Source organism: Paraglaciecola aestuariivivens (assembly GCF_052983255.1).
Window position 1 is genome coordinate 107970 of record NZ_JBRKBA010000003.1, and the last position, 21065, is coordinate 129034.

The 21065-nt window shown below is 41.8% G+C and carries 11 protein-coding genes and 1 pseudogene; 1 reads left to right on the forward strand and 11 read right to left on the reverse strand.

The features are described from left to right. Positions 1 to 58: 58 nt before the first annotated feature. From ACVCDT_RS05550 to ACVCDT_RS05570, 5 genes and pseudogenes are all read right to left on the reverse strand, one after another. Positions 59 to 1078 carry a cupin-like domain-containing protein gene (locus ACVCDT_RS05550; RefSeq protein ID WP_447131773.1) on the reverse strand — a complete coding sequence of 340 codons (1020 nt, stop codon included), beginning with the start codon at positions 1076 to 1078 and terminating at the stop codon, positions 59 to 61. Positions 1079 to 1080: 2 nt separating this feature from the next. After that, entirely contained in the window at positions 1081 to 1809 is a 729-nt protein-coding gene (locus ACVCDT_RS05555) for a SapC family protein (protein ID WP_447131774.1), read from the reverse strand. 14 nt (positions 1810 to 1823) lie between these two features. Continuing rightward, entirely contained in the window at positions 1824 to 3380 is a 1557-nt protein-coding gene (locus ACVCDT_RS05560) for a tryptophan halogenase family protein (protein ID WP_447131775.1), read from the reverse strand. A 110-nt stretch (positions 3381 to 3490) separates the two neighbouring features. Further along, positions 3491 to 6439, reverse strand: a complete 2949-nt coding sequence (locus tag ACVCDT_RS05565; RefSeq protein ID WP_447131776.1) for a TonB-dependent receptor — start codon at positions 6437 to 6439, stop codon at positions 3491 to 3493. Between the two features lie 644 nt (positions 6440 to 7083). Next, positions 7084 to 9729: pseudogene (locus ACVCDT_RS05570) on the reverse strand (glycoside hydrolase family 16 protein); the annotation flags it as partial. 371 nt (positions 9730 to 10100) lie between these two features. Here ACVCDT_RS05570 and ACVCDT_RS05575 point away from each other — a divergent pair. After that, on the forward strand, positions 10101 to 13544 hold the full coding sequence (locus ACVCDT_RS05575) for a 1,3-beta-D-glucan phosphorylase, GH149 family (protein ID WP_447131777.1): 3444 nt from the start codon (positions 10101 to 10103) through the stop codon (positions 13542 to 13544). A 55-nt stretch (positions 13545 to 13599) separates the two neighbouring features. On the opposite strand, the gene ACVCDT_RS05580 is transcribed toward ACVCDT_RS05575, so the two are convergent. From ACVCDT_RS05580 to ACVCDT_RS05605, 6 genes are all read right to left on the reverse strand, one after another. Beyond that, entirely contained in the window at positions 13600 to 14841 is a 1242-nt protein-coding gene (locus ACVCDT_RS05580) for an ABC transporter permease (protein WP_447131778.1), read from the reverse strand. Between the two features lie 11 nt (positions 14842 to 14852). Then, positions 14853 to 16169 (reverse strand): ABC transporter permease, encoded by a 1317-nt coding sequence (locus ACVCDT_RS05585; protein WP_447131779.1) that lies wholly within the window; start codon positions 16167 to 16169, stop codon positions 14853 to 14855. A gap of 16 nt (positions 16170 to 16185) precedes the next feature. Then, positions 16186 to 16890, reverse strand: coding sequence for an ABC transporter ATP-binding protein (locus ACVCDT_RS05590; RefSeq protein WP_447131780.1), 705 nt, complete (start codon positions 16888 to 16890; stop codon positions 16186 to 16188). Positions 16891 to 16918: 28 nt separating this feature from the next. Next, the gene (locus ACVCDT_RS05595; protein WP_447131781.1) at positions 16919 to 18211 is read right to left on the reverse strand and encodes an efflux RND transporter periplasmic adaptor subunit; all 1293 of its coding nucleotides are present in this window, start codon (positions 18209 to 18211) and stop codon (positions 16919 to 16921) included. Between the two features lie 106 nt (positions 18212 to 18317). Further along, on the reverse strand, positions 18318 to 19574 hold the full coding sequence (locus ACVCDT_RS05600; protein ID WP_447131782.1) for an ABC transporter permease: 1257 nt from the start codon (positions 19572 to 19574) through the stop codon (positions 18318 to 18320). A 4-nt stretch (positions 19575 to 19578) separates the two neighbouring features. Further along, on the reverse strand, positions 19579 to 20886 hold the full coding sequence (locus ACVCDT_RS05605) for an ABC transporter permease (RefSeq protein WP_447131783.1): 1308 nt from the start codon (positions 20884 to 20886) through the stop codon (positions 19579 to 19581). Positions 20887 to 21065 lie beyond the last annotated feature (179 nt).

Below are 21065 nucleotides of genomic sequence, written 5' to 3' on the forward strand. Positions count from 1 at the left end.
CTTAATTCAGTGTTAAGGCGGGGGGAGCGTTAGTACATCTAAACCAAGCTAAAGGGATTTAGCGATTTAGTTTGTTAATTAAGATTGAGCGCATTTTTCGAGCTGTTAACTCATCGATAGGGGCAAGCATGCCTTGTTTATGCGCTGGAATGTGCTGTTGTTCTTGGGTGTTGAATACATAGTAATCAAAAATATCTCGCCAAACTTTACGTTGTGCTTCGGGTAAATCTTTAATACTTAATAAGGCATGGGTTAGGGCATCCATAGGCGCACCTAAATGATCTGCTACTTGTCGCCACCAGTAATTCACTAAAATATTAAAATGACTTTGCCCATGTACATGGTGCCACCACATGCTAGGAATAAAAATAGCGTCACCAGGCTCTAATTCGCTCACCTGTGCATGTTTAATGGCTTGGCTAAACTTTGGAAAACGCGCTAAATCAGGGGCAAAAAAGTCCACTAAACTTGCTGGCTGCCCAGCCATAGTAAAATCTAATGGCCCCACATATAAGTTGTCTAGTTGAGCTGGGGGAAACAAAATAAATTGCCTTTTACCCGCTACCACACAAGCAACATTGTCTGTCACATCATAATGTGCTGCAATACGAGACTGATTACCTACCCACATACTAACTAAAGGCTTGTCTTTTAACGGGGCTAAATCGTTGCTTTGTCTAAAGCTGGGTAAAATATAATCTATGGCAGTTGAACCCATATATAAACTCGGTGATTCAGGCTGAGCTTGAAGTTCTAAAAGCTTATCTAGCAGTTGATCAAACTGATAAGTCGCTAAGGAAAAGTTAAAGCCAGTTAGATCTTGGTTGTAAAAATAACGCCCCTGATATTCTGCTGCAGCTTCAAAAGCTTGCACTTTAGGGTTAGCCGAAAATTGTCCAAGGTAATCCCTACATGCGCTAATTGATTGTTCTGCATGCTGCACGCTAGGCCAATGTTTAATTAACCCACGCAAAACAACAGGTTGATTGCCCGAAAGTAATGCTGGGCTTAAATCAGCCTCTGTTGCATTGGATATTTCTTGTATGCCTTGGCAGTTTGCAAAGATATCGGGCGTCAAAGTTAACCTACTAATTGTTGGTTTTTACGTTCGATAAGATCGGCCAATTTTGCAGTCGAAGCCATGATCATATGTATGGCTTTTAGGTATCCTTGGCGATGCAGTGTTGCCACATCTTGATCTGCTAGCTTAGCCACTTTTTCTTCATTTATGCTGAATAAAAAATCCATTTTATGCTTTGAACCATCTTTTAATTCTACTTGTATGTCTACAGATTCAATTAATTGGTGCTCGGTTAACGCTTGAATAAATTCATGAGTTTGTTGATAGCCTTGGTGAATGGCCATTAAAACCCCAGTGATATTTTGTAAATAAGGGCTTTGTCCGCCCTGAGGTAAAAATATCGCTTCACCCTGATTGTAACTAATTCTGGGGCTGTCCATATCTATATGCACCACAGGCTCTTGTGTTACTACCCCTTGAGTGGTGTTCTGTTTAAACCCAATTAAAAAAGGCCGACGCTGTATGGTTAAAGGAATATAATTTGCCTGCCAACCAGAATCAGTTAAAAACAAGTTTTCTTCAGGGCCTAAGCCAAACAGCGCAATGGCTTCTAGTTGTTGGTTAGTGGGGTTTTGTTGAAAAAATATAGGGTAGTGGGCTTGGACTTGGTCTATCTCAGATAGCACTATATTGGTATAACTGCTGCTATCGTCATATTGAGCAGTATGGTCGGTAATAACATGCACATCTTTATGGGTAACATTATCTAATAGTTGGTGGTTGGCCATGCTGGATCTTTCCTTTAAATCTTTTGTAAACCATATTGTTTGATTTTATTGATTAGTTCACGGTTTTTTGGCAAACCAGCCATAAGCTTTTGACTGATTTGTGCATTTTGCTGAAAACTTGCTTGGGCAAGTTGGGCGTTTTCTGAACGTTTTTTACTGTGCCTAGCTTGGGTTTTAAATCCCATGCCATATAACACGTATTGATAACTCGCAGAGGGAAACACTTCGTCAGCATGATCAAAGTCTAATTGCCAAGGTGATTCATATTTCCACAAAGTTAATAAAGTAGTTAAATCTTCTGGAATGCTTTGCGCTAAGCAGTTGTCTTGCCAATAATCTGTGTCTGTTCTTTGGGTTAACACATAGTGTAATTTTAAAAAGTCGATGATCCTGTCCCAGCGATATAAAAACTTTTTATTAAATCTGTCTGCAACTATGTCCATGACCTCGCGGTTAGCAGGCAATTGTTCGCTGATCATGGCGGCAGATAATTCCACTAACACTAAAGCCGAGGCCTCTAACGGCTCTAAAAAACCTGCAGATAACCCCACAGCCACACAGTTTTTATGCCAAAATTTTTGTCTGTGTCCAGGTTTGATTGGAATTTTACGTACAGATAATTCATCTGCTTTTGCCCCTATGCTTTGTTTTACATAGTCGCGTAATTCAATTTCTGCCTGCTCATCTGTACTATGGGCAGAAGAGTAAACATAACCCACACCTCTGCGAGTAGGTAAGCCTATATCCCAAATCCATCCGGCTTTTTGGCCAGTAGAAATGGTATGCGAGGCAATCTCATCTTGCTCGTCTAGATAAGGAACTTGTATAGCCAAGGCGCTATCGTTAAATAATATATGCTGCTTATCAATAAAGGGGATCTGGTAATGTTGACCAATCAAAAGAGCATTAAAACCAGTACAATCGATAAATAAATCGCCTTCAATCTCACCGTTTAGCTTAGTGCTGACAGAGGCGATATCGCCCGTAGGAGTGGTATTGACTTGAGTAACGTGGTCTAAAATATGTTTAACCCCAAGTTTTTGGGTGCAATGAGTCTGTAAAAAAGTGGCAAATTTACCTGCATCTAAATGGTATGCATAGTTGGCCACATGAGCGAACTCTGGGGTGCTAATTTGTTTAGGGGCTAAATGTTGTTCACACAACAAACCTTGAAAACTTACAGCATCGGCAAAGGGTGGGGGACTGTCCATAGCCAACCAGTGTGGAGCCAGATTAATTTGATCATAGTTTTGCGGCAACACTAAAGGATGGTAATAAAAATCATCTTGAGTGCCTGTTACCCATTTAGCAAACTTTGCTCCTTGCTTAAAGGAAGCATCACATTGGCAGATAAAATCGGTTTCATTTACTCCCATCTTTTGCAAAGTGGCGCGCATAGTAGGCCAAGTTCCTTCGCCTACACCTATAGGTTTAACGTCTGGAGATTCCACTAAAGTTACTTGTAAACCTTGTTCACTATTGGCCATATGTTCTGCGGCTATCACTCCAGCAGTTAGCCAACCAGCAGTGCCACCTCCCACTATGGTGATCTTTCGAACTAATTTTTCCAAATTTAGCAACTCCAACAGCTAAAGCTTGATATTCTCATCATAGGCGTTTTAAGCCCAATTAAAAACCTAAAAAGCCGCTGAAATCAGCGGCTTATTGATTTTATTTAGGATTAAAAGGTGTAACGAGCGCCCAGGGTATAGCGTGGACCATACTGTCGAGCATATAAAAACTGCTCTTGGTAACGCCCATAACCTTGTTCGGTTTCGTTAGTAATATTAATGCCTTCAAAAAATACGGTTAACTCGTCTGAAACCGAGTAATTAACACTTAAGTCGGTTTGTGCGTATTCTTTACCAAACTGAGGAGGTGCTTCAGCTGAGCCTTGAGCCTGACCAACACCTATTAGGTAGTCGTCACGCCAAGCGTAAGTTAACTTAACCGACAATCCGTCTTTTTCGTAAAACACTTGTACGTTAGCAGAGTCACTTAAGCCAGCTAAAGGCGATTGTTGCTCAAAACTATCTACATCATACTCAACGTCGCCGTTAACCATAGTGAAGTTAAAGCCACTACCAAAGCCTGATTCTCCAAACATATGTTGAATGGCAAATTCTATTCCATCAACATTGCGTGTATCACCATTAGTGGGTTGGCTAACTAACCACTCAGTTAAAGGGTCGTCACTGCTTTGGAAAACAATCTCGTTATCGGTTACAGGATCATAAGCCCCGCCACCATTAGCAATGATTTGCGTCCAAATATCACCATCAGCAGGTACAAAGCTTGGATCCCCAGAGGCGGCGATAAGATCGGCACGTGCTTGTGCCGCTCGCGGTCCTCTTAATGGGTCGCGTAGACCGTCAACAGTGATAATTTCATTAGTAGTAGTAATAAAGTTTTTTACGTCTTTATTAAAATACCCTAGTGACACATAACTCGCATCGTCGTAATAGTATTCTACTGAAATGTCAAAGTTAGTGGACTCAAAAGGCAGCAAGTTAGTATTACCTTGACTACCGGTACGACTACCAGGTTTAGGGCTACCAGATAAAGTTCTAATACCTACTAAGTTGCCTAGTGGTGCTCGGGTAATGGACTTACCCATAGACATACGTGCAATAATTTCATCTGTAACTTCTACCTTTATGTCTAATGTAGGCAAAGTCACATCATGTTCTCCGGTAAAGCTAACGGGTTGCTCTCCTCCCGCTTGATAACGTAATTGCCATTCTGTGGGATTAGACCAAACTATTATGTCTTCAACTTTTTGAATCACATTACTGGTGACATCGGTTTTTTCATAGCGTAGGCCTAGATTGATGTCTACTGGCATATCGGCCAGTTCAAAATACAAGGCACTTTGTAGATATACACTAGTGGTTTCTTCAGTAACACCGCCAGAACTAGTGCTGGCTTGTTCACCATTTAACGGATCAAGTGGCACACTATCAAAATAAGCCGTCATGCGAGCAATGGCTTCAGCGTAATCAAAAGTGTAATAATAATTGGTGGCTAGGTCAGCGCCTCCACCTGATAATTGATCTAACAAGTTTCCTGTATCTTGGCGGGTAAACATACTGTCTGGGAACACAGCTTGGTTACCGTTATAACCATTAGGCCCAACGTTACCGCTACCTGTACCGTATCCTCCAAAAGACTGCTCGGTACTAGCCGCACCAAATTTTACATCCACTAAAATACTGTCGCGCGGGTTAACCCACTCACTATTAAATTGGAATTGTTTAATGGCCGATTCACCTTCTCCTCGACTAAATTGGGCAAACAGAGGATCAAAGTCATTTGGATTAGCTTCGGCTGCGCCATTTGGCCAGGTCATAGTAAATTGTGGGATTTCGCCACTGGAGTAATCATAGGTCTTATCTACTATGTTATTGGGCGCTAAAATCACGTTACCAGAATAGCCAGTACCTTTGTCACCCCCCGAGTCAGTTGCACTAGTAGAGTCGTGATAGTCAAACTCTAAGTGGATGTCGTCTGTTAACTGCCAGTCAAAGTTAAAACCGATAGAATCTGATTCAACTAAAAAGGTGCCAGCGTTAGCAGAGTGAGCATAGTCATTCGCGGTTTCGGTAAACCGAATAGCGGTACCATTTTCATCTAACTGGTAGTTGGTAATGTTGCCACCAAAGTTAAACCAAATGCCAAAGCCTCTACCTGTAGTGGCGGTTTGCGACTCTGAGCGGGTATAGTCAAGGGTAAAGGTCATGGCTTCAGTTGGGGCATATTGCAAAGTCAACTGACCATTAGTGCGGGTACGTTGTACATCATTAATATTGTATGAAATTTGTCGAGGAAAATAGGTATGTCCTAATTTGTTACCCTCGGCATCTGTAGGGCGAAGATCAATGGCATTGTCGCCAGTGGCATTGCCTAAGCCTTGATCGGCTTGCCAACCAGGCACATTGGCACTTTGTTGTTGAAAGTCGCGTCCTTGGTGAGACAAAGATATAGCCACACCTAAAGTATCATCAGCAAAAGTGTTGCTGTATAACGCTGCCAACTCAGGGGTAACATCATCTCCGGCTTCATTTGAGGTATCCATAATACCTTTAGCCGACACTGAATATTTTAAGCCTGGGTTGTTTAATGGTTTAGCCGTAACAATATTAACCGTTGCACCTATACCACCACTTGGATTTTCAGCACGAGCGGTTTTAAATACCTCTAGTGCACTGACCCCTTCAGATGAGAGATTCTCTAAACTGTAAGAGCGTGTGTTACCCGTACCTGGCATTTGTCTGCCATTTAATGTCATTAGGTTAAAGTCTGGGCCAAAGCCACGCACGGTAATTTGGCTGCCCTCACCATTTGAACGACTCACAGACACACCAGTAATGCGCTGTAATGACTCGGCTAGGTTAGTGTCTGGAAATTTACCCATTTCTTCGGCAGAAATGGCGTCTACAACACCTCTAGCTTCACGCTTCATGTCCATGGCGCGGGCTAAACTGCCTCGAATACCTTTTACTTGAATCACTTCTACATCATTAGCTACAGGCTCTGACTCTTGTGAGTAAGCGCTTGAGCTGATCCCCACGCCTAACAACATACTGACTGATGCGGCAATGCGAGTTTTATTGAAGGTTATGTTTTTCATAATTACCCTACTTAATATTTAGCTTAGCGATTGATTGGCTTAAATCTTGACTCATTCAATCGCTATTAATAATTAAAATCCTTTAAAAGCAGTGCTTTACTAACACTGCAAAACGTTACTTATGGTTTAAAGGCCGCATTGTCGATGCGATAAACAGCGCCAGCACCTTGTCCCCATGCTGGGAAGATCATCACTACGTCTATGGCGCTTATGTCTAACCCCGCATCGAGTAGGGTTAAAATATCAAAGGTGTAGGTTTGCCATTCACCTAGCACAGGGTCCATTCCTTCAATACTGGTGTTTAAATTAATGTCGCCAGTGTTGCTAGTGGCGTTACCGGCTTCTATTTTTAAGATCCAAGGCGTGCCGTCTGCAGGAGCAGAGGTAATTTTCATCTCAAAACTAAAGGTACCGTTAATAATGTTTTCGGCATTAAATGGGGTACCCACGTCTCGGCTATAAAAACCTTGAACCGTATCAGGCGAGCCAAGTACCGAAAACTCCGCAACCGATCCATGTTCGGCATCGTCCATTTGTTCAGTAGGAGTAGAGCCTGCACAGCAATCCCAAAGTGGCCACTCAGGGTTTACCATGTCTGCATATAAAGTTAATGCGGCACCTTCTACCCCAGAGCTTTGCTTGACTGGGTTGCCAATAATCACATTATCTACACGATAAACAGCACCAGCACCTTGTCCCCAAGCTGGGAATATCATAATGACGTCTATGGCACTGATGTCTAATCCAGCATCTAACAGCGTAACTAGATCAAAAGTATAGGTTTGCCATTCACCTGTAACCGGCTCCATGCCTTCTTTACTGCTACTCAGCAAAATGTCGCCAGTATTTGAGGTTGCATTGCCCCCTTCAACTTTTAAAATCCAAGGGGTGCCATCAGCAGGGGCTGTCACCACTTTCATTTCAAAGCTTAAAGTACCTTCGGCTAACAGGGCAGACGCATCAAAGGGTGTACCTGTATCTCGGCTATAAAAACCTTGCACTGTATCTGGGCTTCCTAATACCGAAAACTCCGCTACTGCACCGTGTTGTGCATCGTCTATTTCTACTGTTGGGGTAGAGCCTGCACAGCAATCCCATAGTGGCCATTCAGGATTTTCAGAATCAGCAAAGGCAACTAATCTTGGGCCATTGTCAACGCCAGCATTGGCATTAGGGTTATAAATTTTGGCATTGTCGATTCGATAAACTGCGCCAGCGCCTTGGCCCCAAGCAGGAAACACCATGACCACATCTATAGCACTAACATCGAGACCGGCATCAGATAAAGCTAATAGGTCGAAAGTGTAGGTTTGCCATTCGCCTGTGACCGGCTCTTGGCCTTCATTACTGCTGCTGAGTAAAATATCACCGGTATTTGAGGTATTACCGCCAGCTTCTACTTTTAAAATCCAAGGGGTACCATCTGCGGGGGCGGTGACCACTTTCATGTCAAATTGCAATACGCCTTCATTTAATAAAAGCGAGGCATCAAAGCTTCCGTTATCACGTCCAAAAAAGCCTTGTACTGTATCTGGACTACCTAAAACAGAGAACTCTGCCACTATGCCATGTTCTTCATCGTCCATTTCTTCAGTAGGGGTTGAGCCTGCACAGCAATCCCATAACGGCCATTCAGGGTTGGTCATATCTTCAAACAGAATCAGTTCTGGATACTCGATACTAGGCTCTGAAATTTCTACATTATCTACTCTATAAACTGCTCCTTCACCCGTAGTCCAAGCAGGGAAAATCATAATGATGTCTATGGCAGAAATATCTAAACCCGCATCAGCCAGTTCTTGAATAGTAAAAGAAAACTTAGTCCATTCGCCTACTTTAGGTTGAATAATAGTGTCCCAATCGGCTCCACCGGCACTTGAACCACCAGCAGATTCAATTTTCACATACCAATCTGTGTCTGCATTAGTAGGAGGAGTGACAATTTTAACTTCAAAAGACACACTACCTGTGGCTAACATGCCACTGGCATCAAATGCCGAGTCGGTATCTCTGCTGTTAAACCCTAGCACTGTACCGTTATTGTCTAAAATTCTAAATTCAGCTACTGCACCATGTTCAGCATCATCAATTTCAACTGTAGGTGTAGTACCACCACAACAATCCCACATGGGCCAATCAGGGTTTTCACCGTCAGCAAATATAGTTACAGGTTTAGATGACCCAGGCACACCTGGCATAGGTGGGTTAGGGGCTTTACCTTCAACTAAGGCATCGTCTAAATCTTTATAACCTGCACGAATGGTTTCGCAACCTTTACCAGTAACGGGATCAGAAGCACATTCATACACCCGAATATAATCAATTTCGTAACTTTGACCATTTTCAAAGGCACTGGCATCTATGCCAGTCGCGTTGACATTTGAAGGCCAATCACCACCCACAGCAAGGTTTAAAATCATGAAAAATTCTTGGTCAAAGGGGGCAGAGTCCCAATGGGTTTCTAATTCACCGCTAATAATATTGTAATATTCAGCGAACCATCCACGGTGCTTTAAGCCTTGTGGATCACCATTGCTTGAATAACGTACTTCAGATTGCATTTGGGTTTGATATAGATAGTCATCTACATACCAACGTATTTCACCTTCTTGCCATTCGATTGCATAAGTGTGGAAATCGTCAGCAGGGTTAGAACCATCAGGCAACATAGTGCCTTTGCCAGAATTAACATTATTTGGCCATTCTTGACCATAATGCAGGGTACCGTAAATGCGAGCTTCGGCATTGCCTTCGGCATCGGTTACCTTAAGGTTTACCGCTTCCATAATGTCAATTTCACCAGACTTAGGCCAACCACCATAAACAGAGTCAGTGGGCATCATCCAAAAAGCTGGCCAAGTACCTTGTCCTTGCGGCAGCTTAGCGCGCATTTCAAAACGGCCATATTTAAAATCACCTTTGTATTGGGTAATCATACGTGCCGAGGTATAAGGCTTTGGCGCCCCTTCTTCTGCAGGCAAAGCAACAATATTTAGCTTTCCGTCAGCTATAAAAGAGTTTTCTGCACTGTCTGTATAACATTGCTGTTCATTATTGCCGCCACCTGCGCAGTTAACTTCATAGGTCCATTTGCTAGCATCAATATTGGCACTATCGAACTCATCGTTCCAAACCATAACCCAGTCATCAACTGGCGCTTGCACATCAACAGCCGCAATATCTGTATTAGTCGAAGCTTCGCCTCCACATCCTGACAGCACTGTGCTAAGGGATAGTGCGACAGAGGTATAAAGATAATACCTCATGCGTTTAACGCTGTTTATTACCATGGTGTTCTCCGCAAGTTAGCTTAATAAAGTTGGCTTTTGTTACCTGAGTTAGCCTAGTTAAATCAGTCTTTTGAACATCTACTTTACTGTGTTTTGAAGGCACAGGTTTACCAAATGTTAATGACATGCTGTAGTTTGTAGCATAAAGGTTAAGGCGCAATTGTGTTAATGCGGTAGGGCGGGATAACAGAAAGATAAAACGGACAGGCGCACTTATTAACGGCTTAATTATCCAATAAGTTGTCAATAAACTAGGGCTATACAGCTTAATCGCAAGTCCAGTCCGTTTTGACCTTTTTTGATTGCGTTAAATTGAGTTTGCCTTATGTTTTTACTGCAAAATCTAATGAGTGTTTTTAAGAGAGTTAACCATGCCAAGTGTTGAGCCAAGCCAAACACCAATAAAAGGTGAATTTATAGAAATGGATAACGACAGGTATTACGTTATTCGTCAGGTAGAAAAGTTACCGCCTTTTTTTATTAGTGTGGTTTCAGATAGTGATCATTGGTTATTTGTCGCTTCAAATGGCGGCATAACGGCAGGGCGAGTATCTCCCGAGCATGCTTTATTTCCTTATTTATCGGTAGATCGTATTTACGATTCAGCCACACAAACAGGCAGTAAAACCTTAATACAAGTGACATCTGCAAACCAAACGCAGGCGTGGCAGCCGTTTAATCAAGACTTTAATCAGCATTATAATATCAGTCAAAATCTATATAAAAACACCTTAGGCAATAAGCTGTGCTTTGAAGAGATCAATCATGATCTAGGCTTAAGCTTTAGATATAGCTGGCACACCAGTGATAAATTTGGTTTTGTGCGTGAATGTCAGTTAGTGAATTTAACCAAGCAAGCACTAAACATTAGATTAGTTGATGGCTTGCAAAATATTTTACCTGCAGGTACGCCACGAATTACCCAAACTACCGCCAGCAATTTAGTGGATGCCTATAAATGGAATGAGTTAGAGCCGTCATCTGGCTTAGGCATTTATTCACTTTATTCTGGTATAACCGATCGTGCCCAGCCTAGTGAATCTTTATATGCCACCACTGTTTTTGCGCTAGGGTTTGAACAACCTAATGTATTGCTTAGCACTACTCAGCTAAAAGACTTTTACCACTCTCATTCTTTAACAACCGAACACTACACCCGTGGAGTAAGAGGGGCCTACTTAGTTGAGACAAAGTTCAGCTTAGCCAGTCAAAACACTAAGTCATGGAAAATTGTGGCTAATGTAGAGCAAAGCCAAGAACAAGTGACCGAATTGATCCAGACTATTTGTAATCAAGATATTCTTACTCAGATAAATACCGATCTTGCTCGAGGTTCAGACCAACTAGCTCGAATAATGGCAGCCGCAGATGGGTTTCAAGTTACAAATGAAGAATTGGTATCTGTGCACCACTATGCCAATACCTTGTTTAATACCTTAAGGGGCGGAATTTTTGCTGATCAGTATAAAATTGCCCTTGATGATTTTAGACATACGTTAAAAAGCTTTAATTTAGCGCTTTATCAACAGCATCAACAAAGATTAGATGCTTTACCTCAGCACCTAGAAGTAAATCAGTTTATTCAGCATATCCAACTATTAAAGGATCCGCAGTTATTGCGATTAGCTACAGAGTACTTGCCTGTTACTTTTGGTCGTAGACATGGTGATCCGAGCCGACCTTGGAATCAGTTTGAAATTAAAGTGCGTGATAAAAACGGCAAGCAAAACCTATCTTATCAAGGAAACTGGCGGGATATTTTCCAAAACTGGGAAGCCTTGTGCTTTAGTTACCCTGAGTTTATTGAGTCTGTCATCGCCAAATTTGTGAATGCCTCTACCTTAGATGGTTATAATCCTTATCGCATTACAAAGTCAGGTATTGATTGGGAGGTAGAAGAGCTAGATGACCCATGGAGCTTTATTGGCTATTGGGGCGATCATCAAATTATTTATTTGCTTAAGATGTTAGAAATGTCGGCAAGTTTTCATCCTCAAACTCTGTCTCGCTGGTTAAGCCAAGCGTTATTTGCCTACGCCAATGTACCTTATCGAATTAAGCCACTAGAGCAGATATTAGAAAACCCAAAAGATACGGTGATTTTTGACGAAGAAGCGGCTAAGACCATTGCCCAAAGGGTAAGTGAAATTGGTTTTGATGGAAAATTGTTAACAGATGCACAAGGCAAGGTTTATCAAGTTAATTTATTAGAAAAACTCTTGGTTCCCTTATTAGCTAAACTCGCCAATTTAGTGTTAGATGCTGGCATATGGCTTAATACCCAAAGACCAGAATGGAATGACGCTAACAATGCCTTAGTTGGCCAAGGCGTGTCTGTGGTGACATTAAATTATTTAAGGCGTTATATAGCCTTTATGCAGACTTTATTAGCCGAGCAAAACCTTACATACAGTTTGTCACAAGAGGTAGCAACTTGGTTAACAGATACAGCTAGTATTTTAGCTAGGGTAGCAGCAACACTTAATGATCAACCGGTATCTGCAGCATGCCGCTATCAAACTTTGTTGGAATTAGGCCAAGTGGCAACTAAGTATCGAAGCAAACTTTATCAAAAGGGCCACTTTAGCGGCAAAGCTCAAATGGCGGGAACTGCGCTAGATAATTTTTTAAGTGACGCCTTATCTGTAGTAGAGCACAGTATCAAGCAAAATCAGCAGCAAGATAAATTGTTTCATGCCTATAACCTGCTACATTTTTCTTCGACAACTGCAGATATTGATCACTTATATCCCATGCTAGAGGGGCAAGTGGCGGCACTAAGTGCGCATATGTTAAGTCCTAAACAGGCGATACAAGTGGTGCAAGCCTTGTATCAAAGCGCCATCTTTAGTGCTGAGCATGATACTTTTATGCTATATCCAGATAGATCACAACAAAGCTTTTTGAGTAAAAATCAAATTGCAGTTCAGGCTTTGCAGGCCATTCCTATTTTTGCGTTAATGATAGATAAAAATGATAAAAGAATAGTATTAAAAGACGCACAACAGCACTTAAGGTTTAGTCCTGAGCTTAAAAATAGCAGTGACTTGCAAGCCCAATTAGCGCAACTTAAAGGCGACTATCCGCAGCTAACTTCCCAAGTCAACCAACAAATTTTAGCTTTGTATGAAGAGACTTTTAATCACCAAGCCTTTACTGGTCGCTCTGGTGGTATGTTTGGGTTTGAAGGTTTAGGTTGTGTGTATTGGCATATGGTGTCTAAATTATTATTAGCCGTACAAGAATACTTTTTTATTAGTTTAGCTCAGGCGTCTGATAACCAAGATACCCAAGTTTTAGGCGAGCTGTATTATAAAATTCGTGCTGGCCTTGGCTTTAATAAAAGCCCACAAGAGTATGGGGCTTTTCCTTGTGATCCTTATTCGCATACCCCTAAGCATTCTGGGGCGCAACAACCGGGTATGACAGGTCAGGTCAAAGAAGAAATTCTATGTCGGTTTGGTGAGCTAGGTATAGTAGTAGAAAACGGCCAGGTTAGCTTTAAACCTAGGTTATTAAGAGTACAAGAATTTTTAGCTCAGCCTAAAACGTTAACTTATTTAGATGTACACAAGCAATGGCAAACACTAACAATACCAGCAAAAGCATTAGCTTTTACATGGTGCCAATTACCTATTGTTTATCGTTTGGCTGATACATCAGGTTTAACCATTGAATATCAAAATGGCCATCAAGATAAGCAGCAGAAGTTAGCCTTAAGTGCTGAACAAAGTCAGGAGATATTTACGCGAACAGGTCAAATTCGCAGTATTGAAATCTGCCTTAGTCAGCAAGATTTATTTAATGAAGTATAAGGTTTTAAGTAAAATCGCCAGCAAGTTTTATTAACCTTGCTGGCGATATGTGCTATTACACTGTGCGGGTAGCTAAAGCAGGGGGGATGTTCGCAGCTTTTCTGGCTGGGCCAAATACAGCCGCTTGCCCCACTAAATACAGCACTAACATACCAATGGGAATATAGAACCAATCAATTCTATCTAATCCAAAGCTGTTCACTAATACTATATTTAGGCCTATGGTTAAGGTGGCACCTAGTACTACCCCTAAGCTGCTGATCAAAAAGTTTTCTAACATAAAATAACGAATAATGGCTTGTTGACTAGCCCCAAGTGCGCGCCTTGTGCCTATTTGTTTTTTACGTTGGTTAACACTAAAACTAGCAAGACCCACTATGCCTAAAGCGGTAACTAGAGTGAGTATTATCATCACAGTGGTGAGTATTTTTATCATAGCCGTATGCCCTCGATAACTGCGCTCGCGTACTTCTTCAATGCTACGCATACCATGCACTAATCGACCTTTTTGGCTTTCTGCTAACAGGCTTTCAACCTGTTGCATTACCGCATCTCTTTGACCTGCTTTGGTGCGGATAAAATACCTGGTTCCTGTGTAAGCTAATCGTTCAGGCGATAACATGACGTTTTCAACATTGCTCCAGCCTACCCATGGTGCTTGCAGTTTATCTATGATGCCAATTACCACCATAGGATCACTATCATTGATATAAACGGTTTTGCCTACCACTTCTGCATAATGCAAATCGGGGAATAGGTTTTCTGCCATAGCTTTGGTTAAAATGGTTTTGTTAGGCCAATTAACCTGACCGGTAACCCTAAGCCCAATATCACTTGCAGTAAAGTTTTCACCGGCTATGACCTCAACATCTAAAGCATTTACGCCATGTTCGTCGACCATGTAAACCGCGGTACCCACAGCATTGTTTTCTACCCCAGGTTGGGTTTTTAAACCCATAGACCAGCCACCACCACTATTGGGTATGGCATTAATTTGTACTGCATCAATCACATCGGGTAGGGCGCGTAACAAGTTTAAGTCTTCTTCTACTACTACCGGCGCATTAAAGTCTTGGGTAAAACCCACACTGGTAATATAAAAACTATTCGCATCATCCATGCCGCTATCGCGTTGCATTTCTTGATAGCGCTCAATAATGATATACACAGAATTGACAATTATGGTCATAGTGACGGCGATTTGCAGCGCTATCAGTATGGCCCCAACTTTGTTACGTAATAAGGCCCGAAAAATAGGACCAATTTCCCAGTTAGTGCTGGTGGATGGAACTTGCATAGTCGGGCTCCTTATTGACTTTTTAGTTGGCTAGCTGGCGAAACATTACAGGCTCGCCAGGTAGGATATAAACCAGCAGCAATACTGGAAATAAGCGCTAAGATTAAGGCGACCAAAACTAGGTTGAGATCTAAAGTGGCCAGATCATCAACAAAATCACCATATAAACTTTTAATACCTTGCAGCCCAATTAAGGCTAAACCTAAGCCGGCTATGCCACCTAAGAGTCCAATAAGCGCGGTTTCAACTATGTGTTGTTTAAATAGATCGGCTTTTGATGCACCTATGGCAAGTCGCAAGCCAATTTCGGCTGATTTACTAGCAAACTTAGCCAGTAATAGTCCTATGGTGTTAAGTAAGCAGACTAATAAAAACATAAATGATAGCCACATCATCATTCTGGCGTCTTCTTCTACTACTTCTTGACGCTCCATCCAATCCATCACATCAGATATGCGGTTGTATAATGGACGAGGGAAGCGACCTAACTTTTTCTGCTCTAAAACATAGGCATCTAAAAAGGCTAAATATTCGTCTTGTGCTTGCTGATCTGGCAATTCAACCCACATTTGGGTGTTAATGCATTCTGAACGTAACGCCGCCTGAAAACCTTCACCATCAGGACTTTTCCAGCAGTTGTTATTGCCCCAGTTAGGCAGTTCCAACTCTGCTTTTAAACTAAAAGGCATAAACAACTCTTCGGATTCGTCAAAGGCACCGTTATTCACATCATAAAACTTAGGCATGGGCTGCCAATCATCTATTATCCCTACCACTTTAAAGTGACGGCCATCTATGACAACGCTTTTACCAACAGAGTTAATGCCGCCAAAAATGGTTTCGTTTAGGCGTTTAGTTAACACTATCACTTGTTGTTTTTGACTGTCTGCCTCACTTGGCCAGGCATTGCCATACAAAAAAGGCACATTAAACATGCCAAAAAAATCTGTGTAGGCAAGTCGAATAGAAGCCTGAAAAGGTTTGGCGTCGGCATCTTGGGGTTCGACTATGCCGCCAGATCTGCCCATAGCCGATTGCCTTAGGGCTTTTTTAGCATGGGTTAGGTTGGTTGCATCAGTCCAGGTTAATTGATTGGGTAAAGCATCGGGATCATCGTTATAAGGGTGATTGGGATCCCAACTGTCTAGTTGAACATGAAAAAGTTGATGACTTTTTTCGGGTATAGGATCGGCCGACATTAAATAGTTAACCGTAATAGTCGTCATACTGGCCCCAATCCCAAGAGCAATAGCGGTAACCATTAATAGGCTTAAAATGGGATTGCGTTTAAGGCTTTTTATCGCAAGTTTTAGATAATAGCTAAACATGGTTGTGCTCCAGTGATTAAACGGCAACTTGGGCTAAGGGATGTTCAGCCTGTTCATTTAACTCACTGACCTTGCCATCGCGCACAAAAATATTACGTCTGGCTTGATTGGCTAACTGCATATCATGGGTCACCATAATAATAGTGGTACCGGCATCGTTAATGCTTTTTAACAGATCCATAACACTGTTGGCCATTTGCGTATCTAAGTTACCTGTAGGCTCATCGGCCAGTAAAAAACGTGGCTCGCCGGCTAAGGCTCGGGCAATTGCCACTCTTTGTTGTTGGCCACCCGACAATTGTGCTGGAAGGTGTTTCATACGCTGGGCTAAGCCCACCATTTCTAAACTATTTTCAATGCGTTTTTTGCGCTCGCTACTATTAAAACCGCGATAACGTAAAGGCACATCTACATTGTCGAATAAATTTAAATCTGGGATCAGATTAAAGCTCTGAAAAATAAAGCCTATTTTTTCATTGCGTAACTGACTACGTTTTTTATCGTTTAAATGGCTAACATCGACACCGTCTAACTCATAGGTACCACCATCAAAGGTTTCTAACAATCCGGCAATGTTTAAGAAGGTGGTTTTACCTGAGCCAGATGGACCAGTAACGGCAACAAAGTCTCCTTCTCCCACCTCTAAGTTAAAATCTCTAAGAGCGTGAGTTTCTACTAAGTCAGTACGAAATACTTTTTTTACGTCTGTCATTTTTAACATGGTGTGTCCCTTTTAATCCTAATTCTTATTATTGGGTGATCAGCACAGTTTGTGCGCCGTTAAATTGATCGGTTCCAGATACAATAATGGTGTCGCCTGGTTGTAATCCCGCAAGTATCTCAACACTAGATAAGCTACGTGCGCCTGTTTGAATAGAGGTGCGCTCGGCTAAGTTGTCTTTAACTAAGTAGGCCACTCGGCCATTACCGGTTTCTAAAAATTGGCCGCGTTGAACTAAGAGCACATCTTGTTTGTTTTCCATTAAAATACGCGTGGTTAGCCTTTGATTTTGGCGCAGGCCTAAAGATTGGCTGATATTGTTTTCTGATTGGGCGGCAAAACGCACTCGGCCGGTTACTTGATTGTTCTCAATTTCAGGTGAGATAGTCACCAGCTTTGCAGAGTGCGTTTGGCCATTAAAGGTGATCTCGGCTGCCATGCCAATGGCTAAGTCATCAGCGTAGCTCTCTGGAATGTCCACTTCGATTTCAAACTCAGATAGGTCAACAACGCTTAAAATAGCTTGGTGTTTGGCCACTTGGTTTTTTTGTTCAACTGCTAGGTTGCCTACTATGCCGTTAACCGGCGAGCGTAAGGTGAGTTCATCAACCTTTCGGCTAAGTTCAGCTACCAGTAAAACTTGCCTGTCTACTAACAGCTGTTTGGCTTTAACTTCAAAGGCTAAACTTTCTAAGTTCAGTTCAGCGTCTTTTTCTGCGTGTTTAAACACTAAACGGGCATTTTCTAAATCATCTTGCGCCTTTTCGTAATCAATTTGGCTGATAGATTGGCTGGCAAAGGCTTTGTCGGCTCGGCGCTTTTCTCGGTCTGCTGCGGTTAACGCTACCTTAGCTAGATCTACCGCTTTTTGGTTAACTAAGGCTTGTTTACTAGATTGAATTTTTTGTCTGTCTAATTCCATCTGCAATCGTTGTAGGGCAGATTGTTCTTGTTTAAGTTGGTTGGTTAATTCAGGACTATCTATAGTGGCTAACACTTGGTCTTTAACTACTGTATCTCCGGCATCGACCTGAAAAGAAATGGTACCTTGTGCTGGGCTGTATAATTTAGGACTGACTGCCGCTACCACTCGACCTTGTACAGATAGATCTCTGACAAAATCGCCCTTAGTGACTGTGGCCAAGCGTACTCTTTGCGCTGATACACTGGCATCAGAGCTGCTCCAATTTTTAACTGTTGAAGCTAAAGAAAAGTAGGCGAGTAGTATCAAAGCAATAAAAGCCAATAACATCCATTTAAGCTTATGACTGGTTTTTTTTATTACCACGGTATCTTGCCCGCTGGTATCTGCAATTTTCATCTGTTTCCCTGAAATATGTGAACAATCGTTGAGTATGTCGAACTAACTTTCAAAAAGGTTTAAAAAAATGTAAAAAATATTTTCGCGAACACTCATTTAGCCGTACTTATGCGGTTTTTGTGGCGCTAGCTGGTGAGATTTTTGCGGCTTTTCGGGCCGGCCAATAGGCGCCAATTAGGCCAACAGCAAACACTAAAAAGCCGGCATAAAGCAGATAAACAAAGGGCAGAGGAGATAGTTGATAGTGGGTGACTAACACCAGATTTAAGCCTAGCGCCAATGCACTTCCTAGCAGCAGACCACAGAAGGTTTGAACTAGGTTCTCTGTTATAAAATGACACATAATATCGGTTTTAGTTGCTCCTAGTGCTCGGCGAATGCCTATTTCTTTTATGCGCCTATTCACTTGTAAACTCGCAGAGCCAGCAATGCCTAATGCAGTCACCAGTATTAATCCAGACATCACCACAAATAAGACATTTACCGCAGTAAATTCTGCGGCATAGGTTTGTTTTTTTAAATCAATTAGGGGGGTGACCTTTCTTATCATTCTTTGTTGATTATTTAGGGCTAAATAGGCTTCGATTTCTTGCATGGCATTGTTTAATTGGCCTGCATGAATGCGAATAACATAACGGGATGAGTTACGCGTAACTATTCTAGGGTAAATTATGCTGTTTTCTATCTTACCAAAGGGATCCCATGGGGCTTGAAGTTGATGCACTATGCCCTTAATTTGGGCGCGCTGTATTTTATTAATATATAACTGTTTACCTACTATTTGTGTCCAATCTCTACTGCCAAATAATTCAAAAGCAGCCTGCTCTGTGAGCAGTACTTGGTCGGGTAAACTTTTGTTTTCTTCTGTTTGCATTAATACTTCGTTTGCTGAAAAATTTTGCCCAGCCACTAGGGTTAAGCCTAAAGCTTGTATGCCATGCTCATCTAATTTGTAACTTGCAGCAGGCACTTTATTTTGTGACTCATCTAAATTAAGTTGCAAATCATCCCAATCACTCGCGCCACTGTATGGAAAAGCATAACTGGAAACGGCATTCACTACCTGTGGCATTTTGCGTAAATTTGCTAAGTCGGTTTGAATGGTTTCACTTGCATTAAAACTAGGACTAAAACCAGAGCTGGTTAGAACAAATAGGTTATCTTCATCAACCCCACTTTGTTGCTGAATAAGGGTGAGTCGCTCTACCACAATAAATAAGCCATTGCTTAATACTGCAAAGGTTAAGGCGATTTGTAATAACAACATGAGTAAATTGTATTTAGTTTGCCCCCAAGTTTTTAAAATAGGTAGCACGGCGAGTCTAGCTAGGCTTATGTGAAGTTTTTCTAGAGGTTTGTGCATAGGTTTAGCTCTTTAATAACAAGGCTGGGGCTTGTCTAGCTAGGTTTAGGCTTGGGATGATTCCGGCTAAGCAAGATGCTAATACACTTAGCATTAATCCAACTAACACTAAGGTCAGGTTGATGGTTATGAGGTTTTCAAATGCTGGGTGTAGCCAAATTACTGCCTGTATACCTATGGCGCTTAGCACTAAGCCTGTCACCGCACTTATGCCTCCTAATATGATTGTGTGGGTCAAACACATCAGCAGCACTTGTGCTTGGCTTGCGCCTAAAGCGCGCCTGAGTGCTATATGTGGAGCTTGGGCCTGAAATAAAGTGGCGATCAGGTTAGCAGTATTAAACAAACACACGGCTAAAAATAAAATGGCGAGCAAAAAAAACAAAATAAAATCTGTGTCTACCACTTTTTTATAAATTAACCATTGATTTAAGTCCATGACCTGATTGTTGGTTGGTTTGGCAAAGCGACCTAAGGCTCTTTGCTGTGAGACATACGCATCTAAAAAAGCCAGCAGTTCAGATTTTGGTTGATGCTCATCCAATTCAACCCATAGGTTAAAATTGACACATTCAGAGTTTAAAAAAGCCGAATAGGTATCAGCGAGATCCGTTTCCCAACAATGGGAATGGCCGCCATGGGGTAACTCCAGATCAGCTTTTAGGGCTAATGGAATGTACAAGTCTTCGGGCTTAGCAAAGGGGCCAAAAGACATGTCGTAAAACTTAGGGTTTAATTGCCAAGTATCTAACACTCCTACAACAGTAAATATTTTGCCTAACATGGGTAGGGAATACCCCACTGAGTTTTCTCCGTTAAACAGTTTTTGGTTAGTTTCACGGCTCAAAATAGTGATATAAGGCGCACCTGGTTGAGTTTGGTTTGACCATGGCTGGCCAAATAAAAAAGGTGAGTTAAACAACTTAAAAAAGTCACCATGAGTGGCGCGAATGATGCCTAAAAAGGGCGGGATGTTTTGGTTATCTGGGGTCACCATGCCCCATGTTAAAGCATTGGCTGCCGCATACTTAACTGGAGCCGACTGCACTATATTAAAGGCATCGCGCCAAGTGACTTGCTCTGGCGGTAAATTGGGCGAAATCGCTGCGTCATTTAGTTGCCAGTTATCCAATTGAATATGAAATAAATTATGGCTTTTATCTGGCAAAGGATCTTTGGCCATAAAATAGATAAGTGTATAAGTGATCATACAGGCGGCAATGCCTAAGCCTAAGGTCATAGATATGAGTAAGCTAAGCCCTAAATGCCTGTGTATACTTTTACCGGCTAATTGGCAGTAATAAACTAGCATTAGTTTGATGTGGTGGGGGAAACAAGTGATAAACAGCCGAAAAGTGCAATCAACCAGAAAATGAACTTCACCTAGATAATTCCTTTAAATCAAAATGCGGTCATGTGTTTAGATTTATTTAAAGGTAAATTAATTGCACTATAAAGTCTATCTTTGGATCCCTCTAACTGACTTAAATT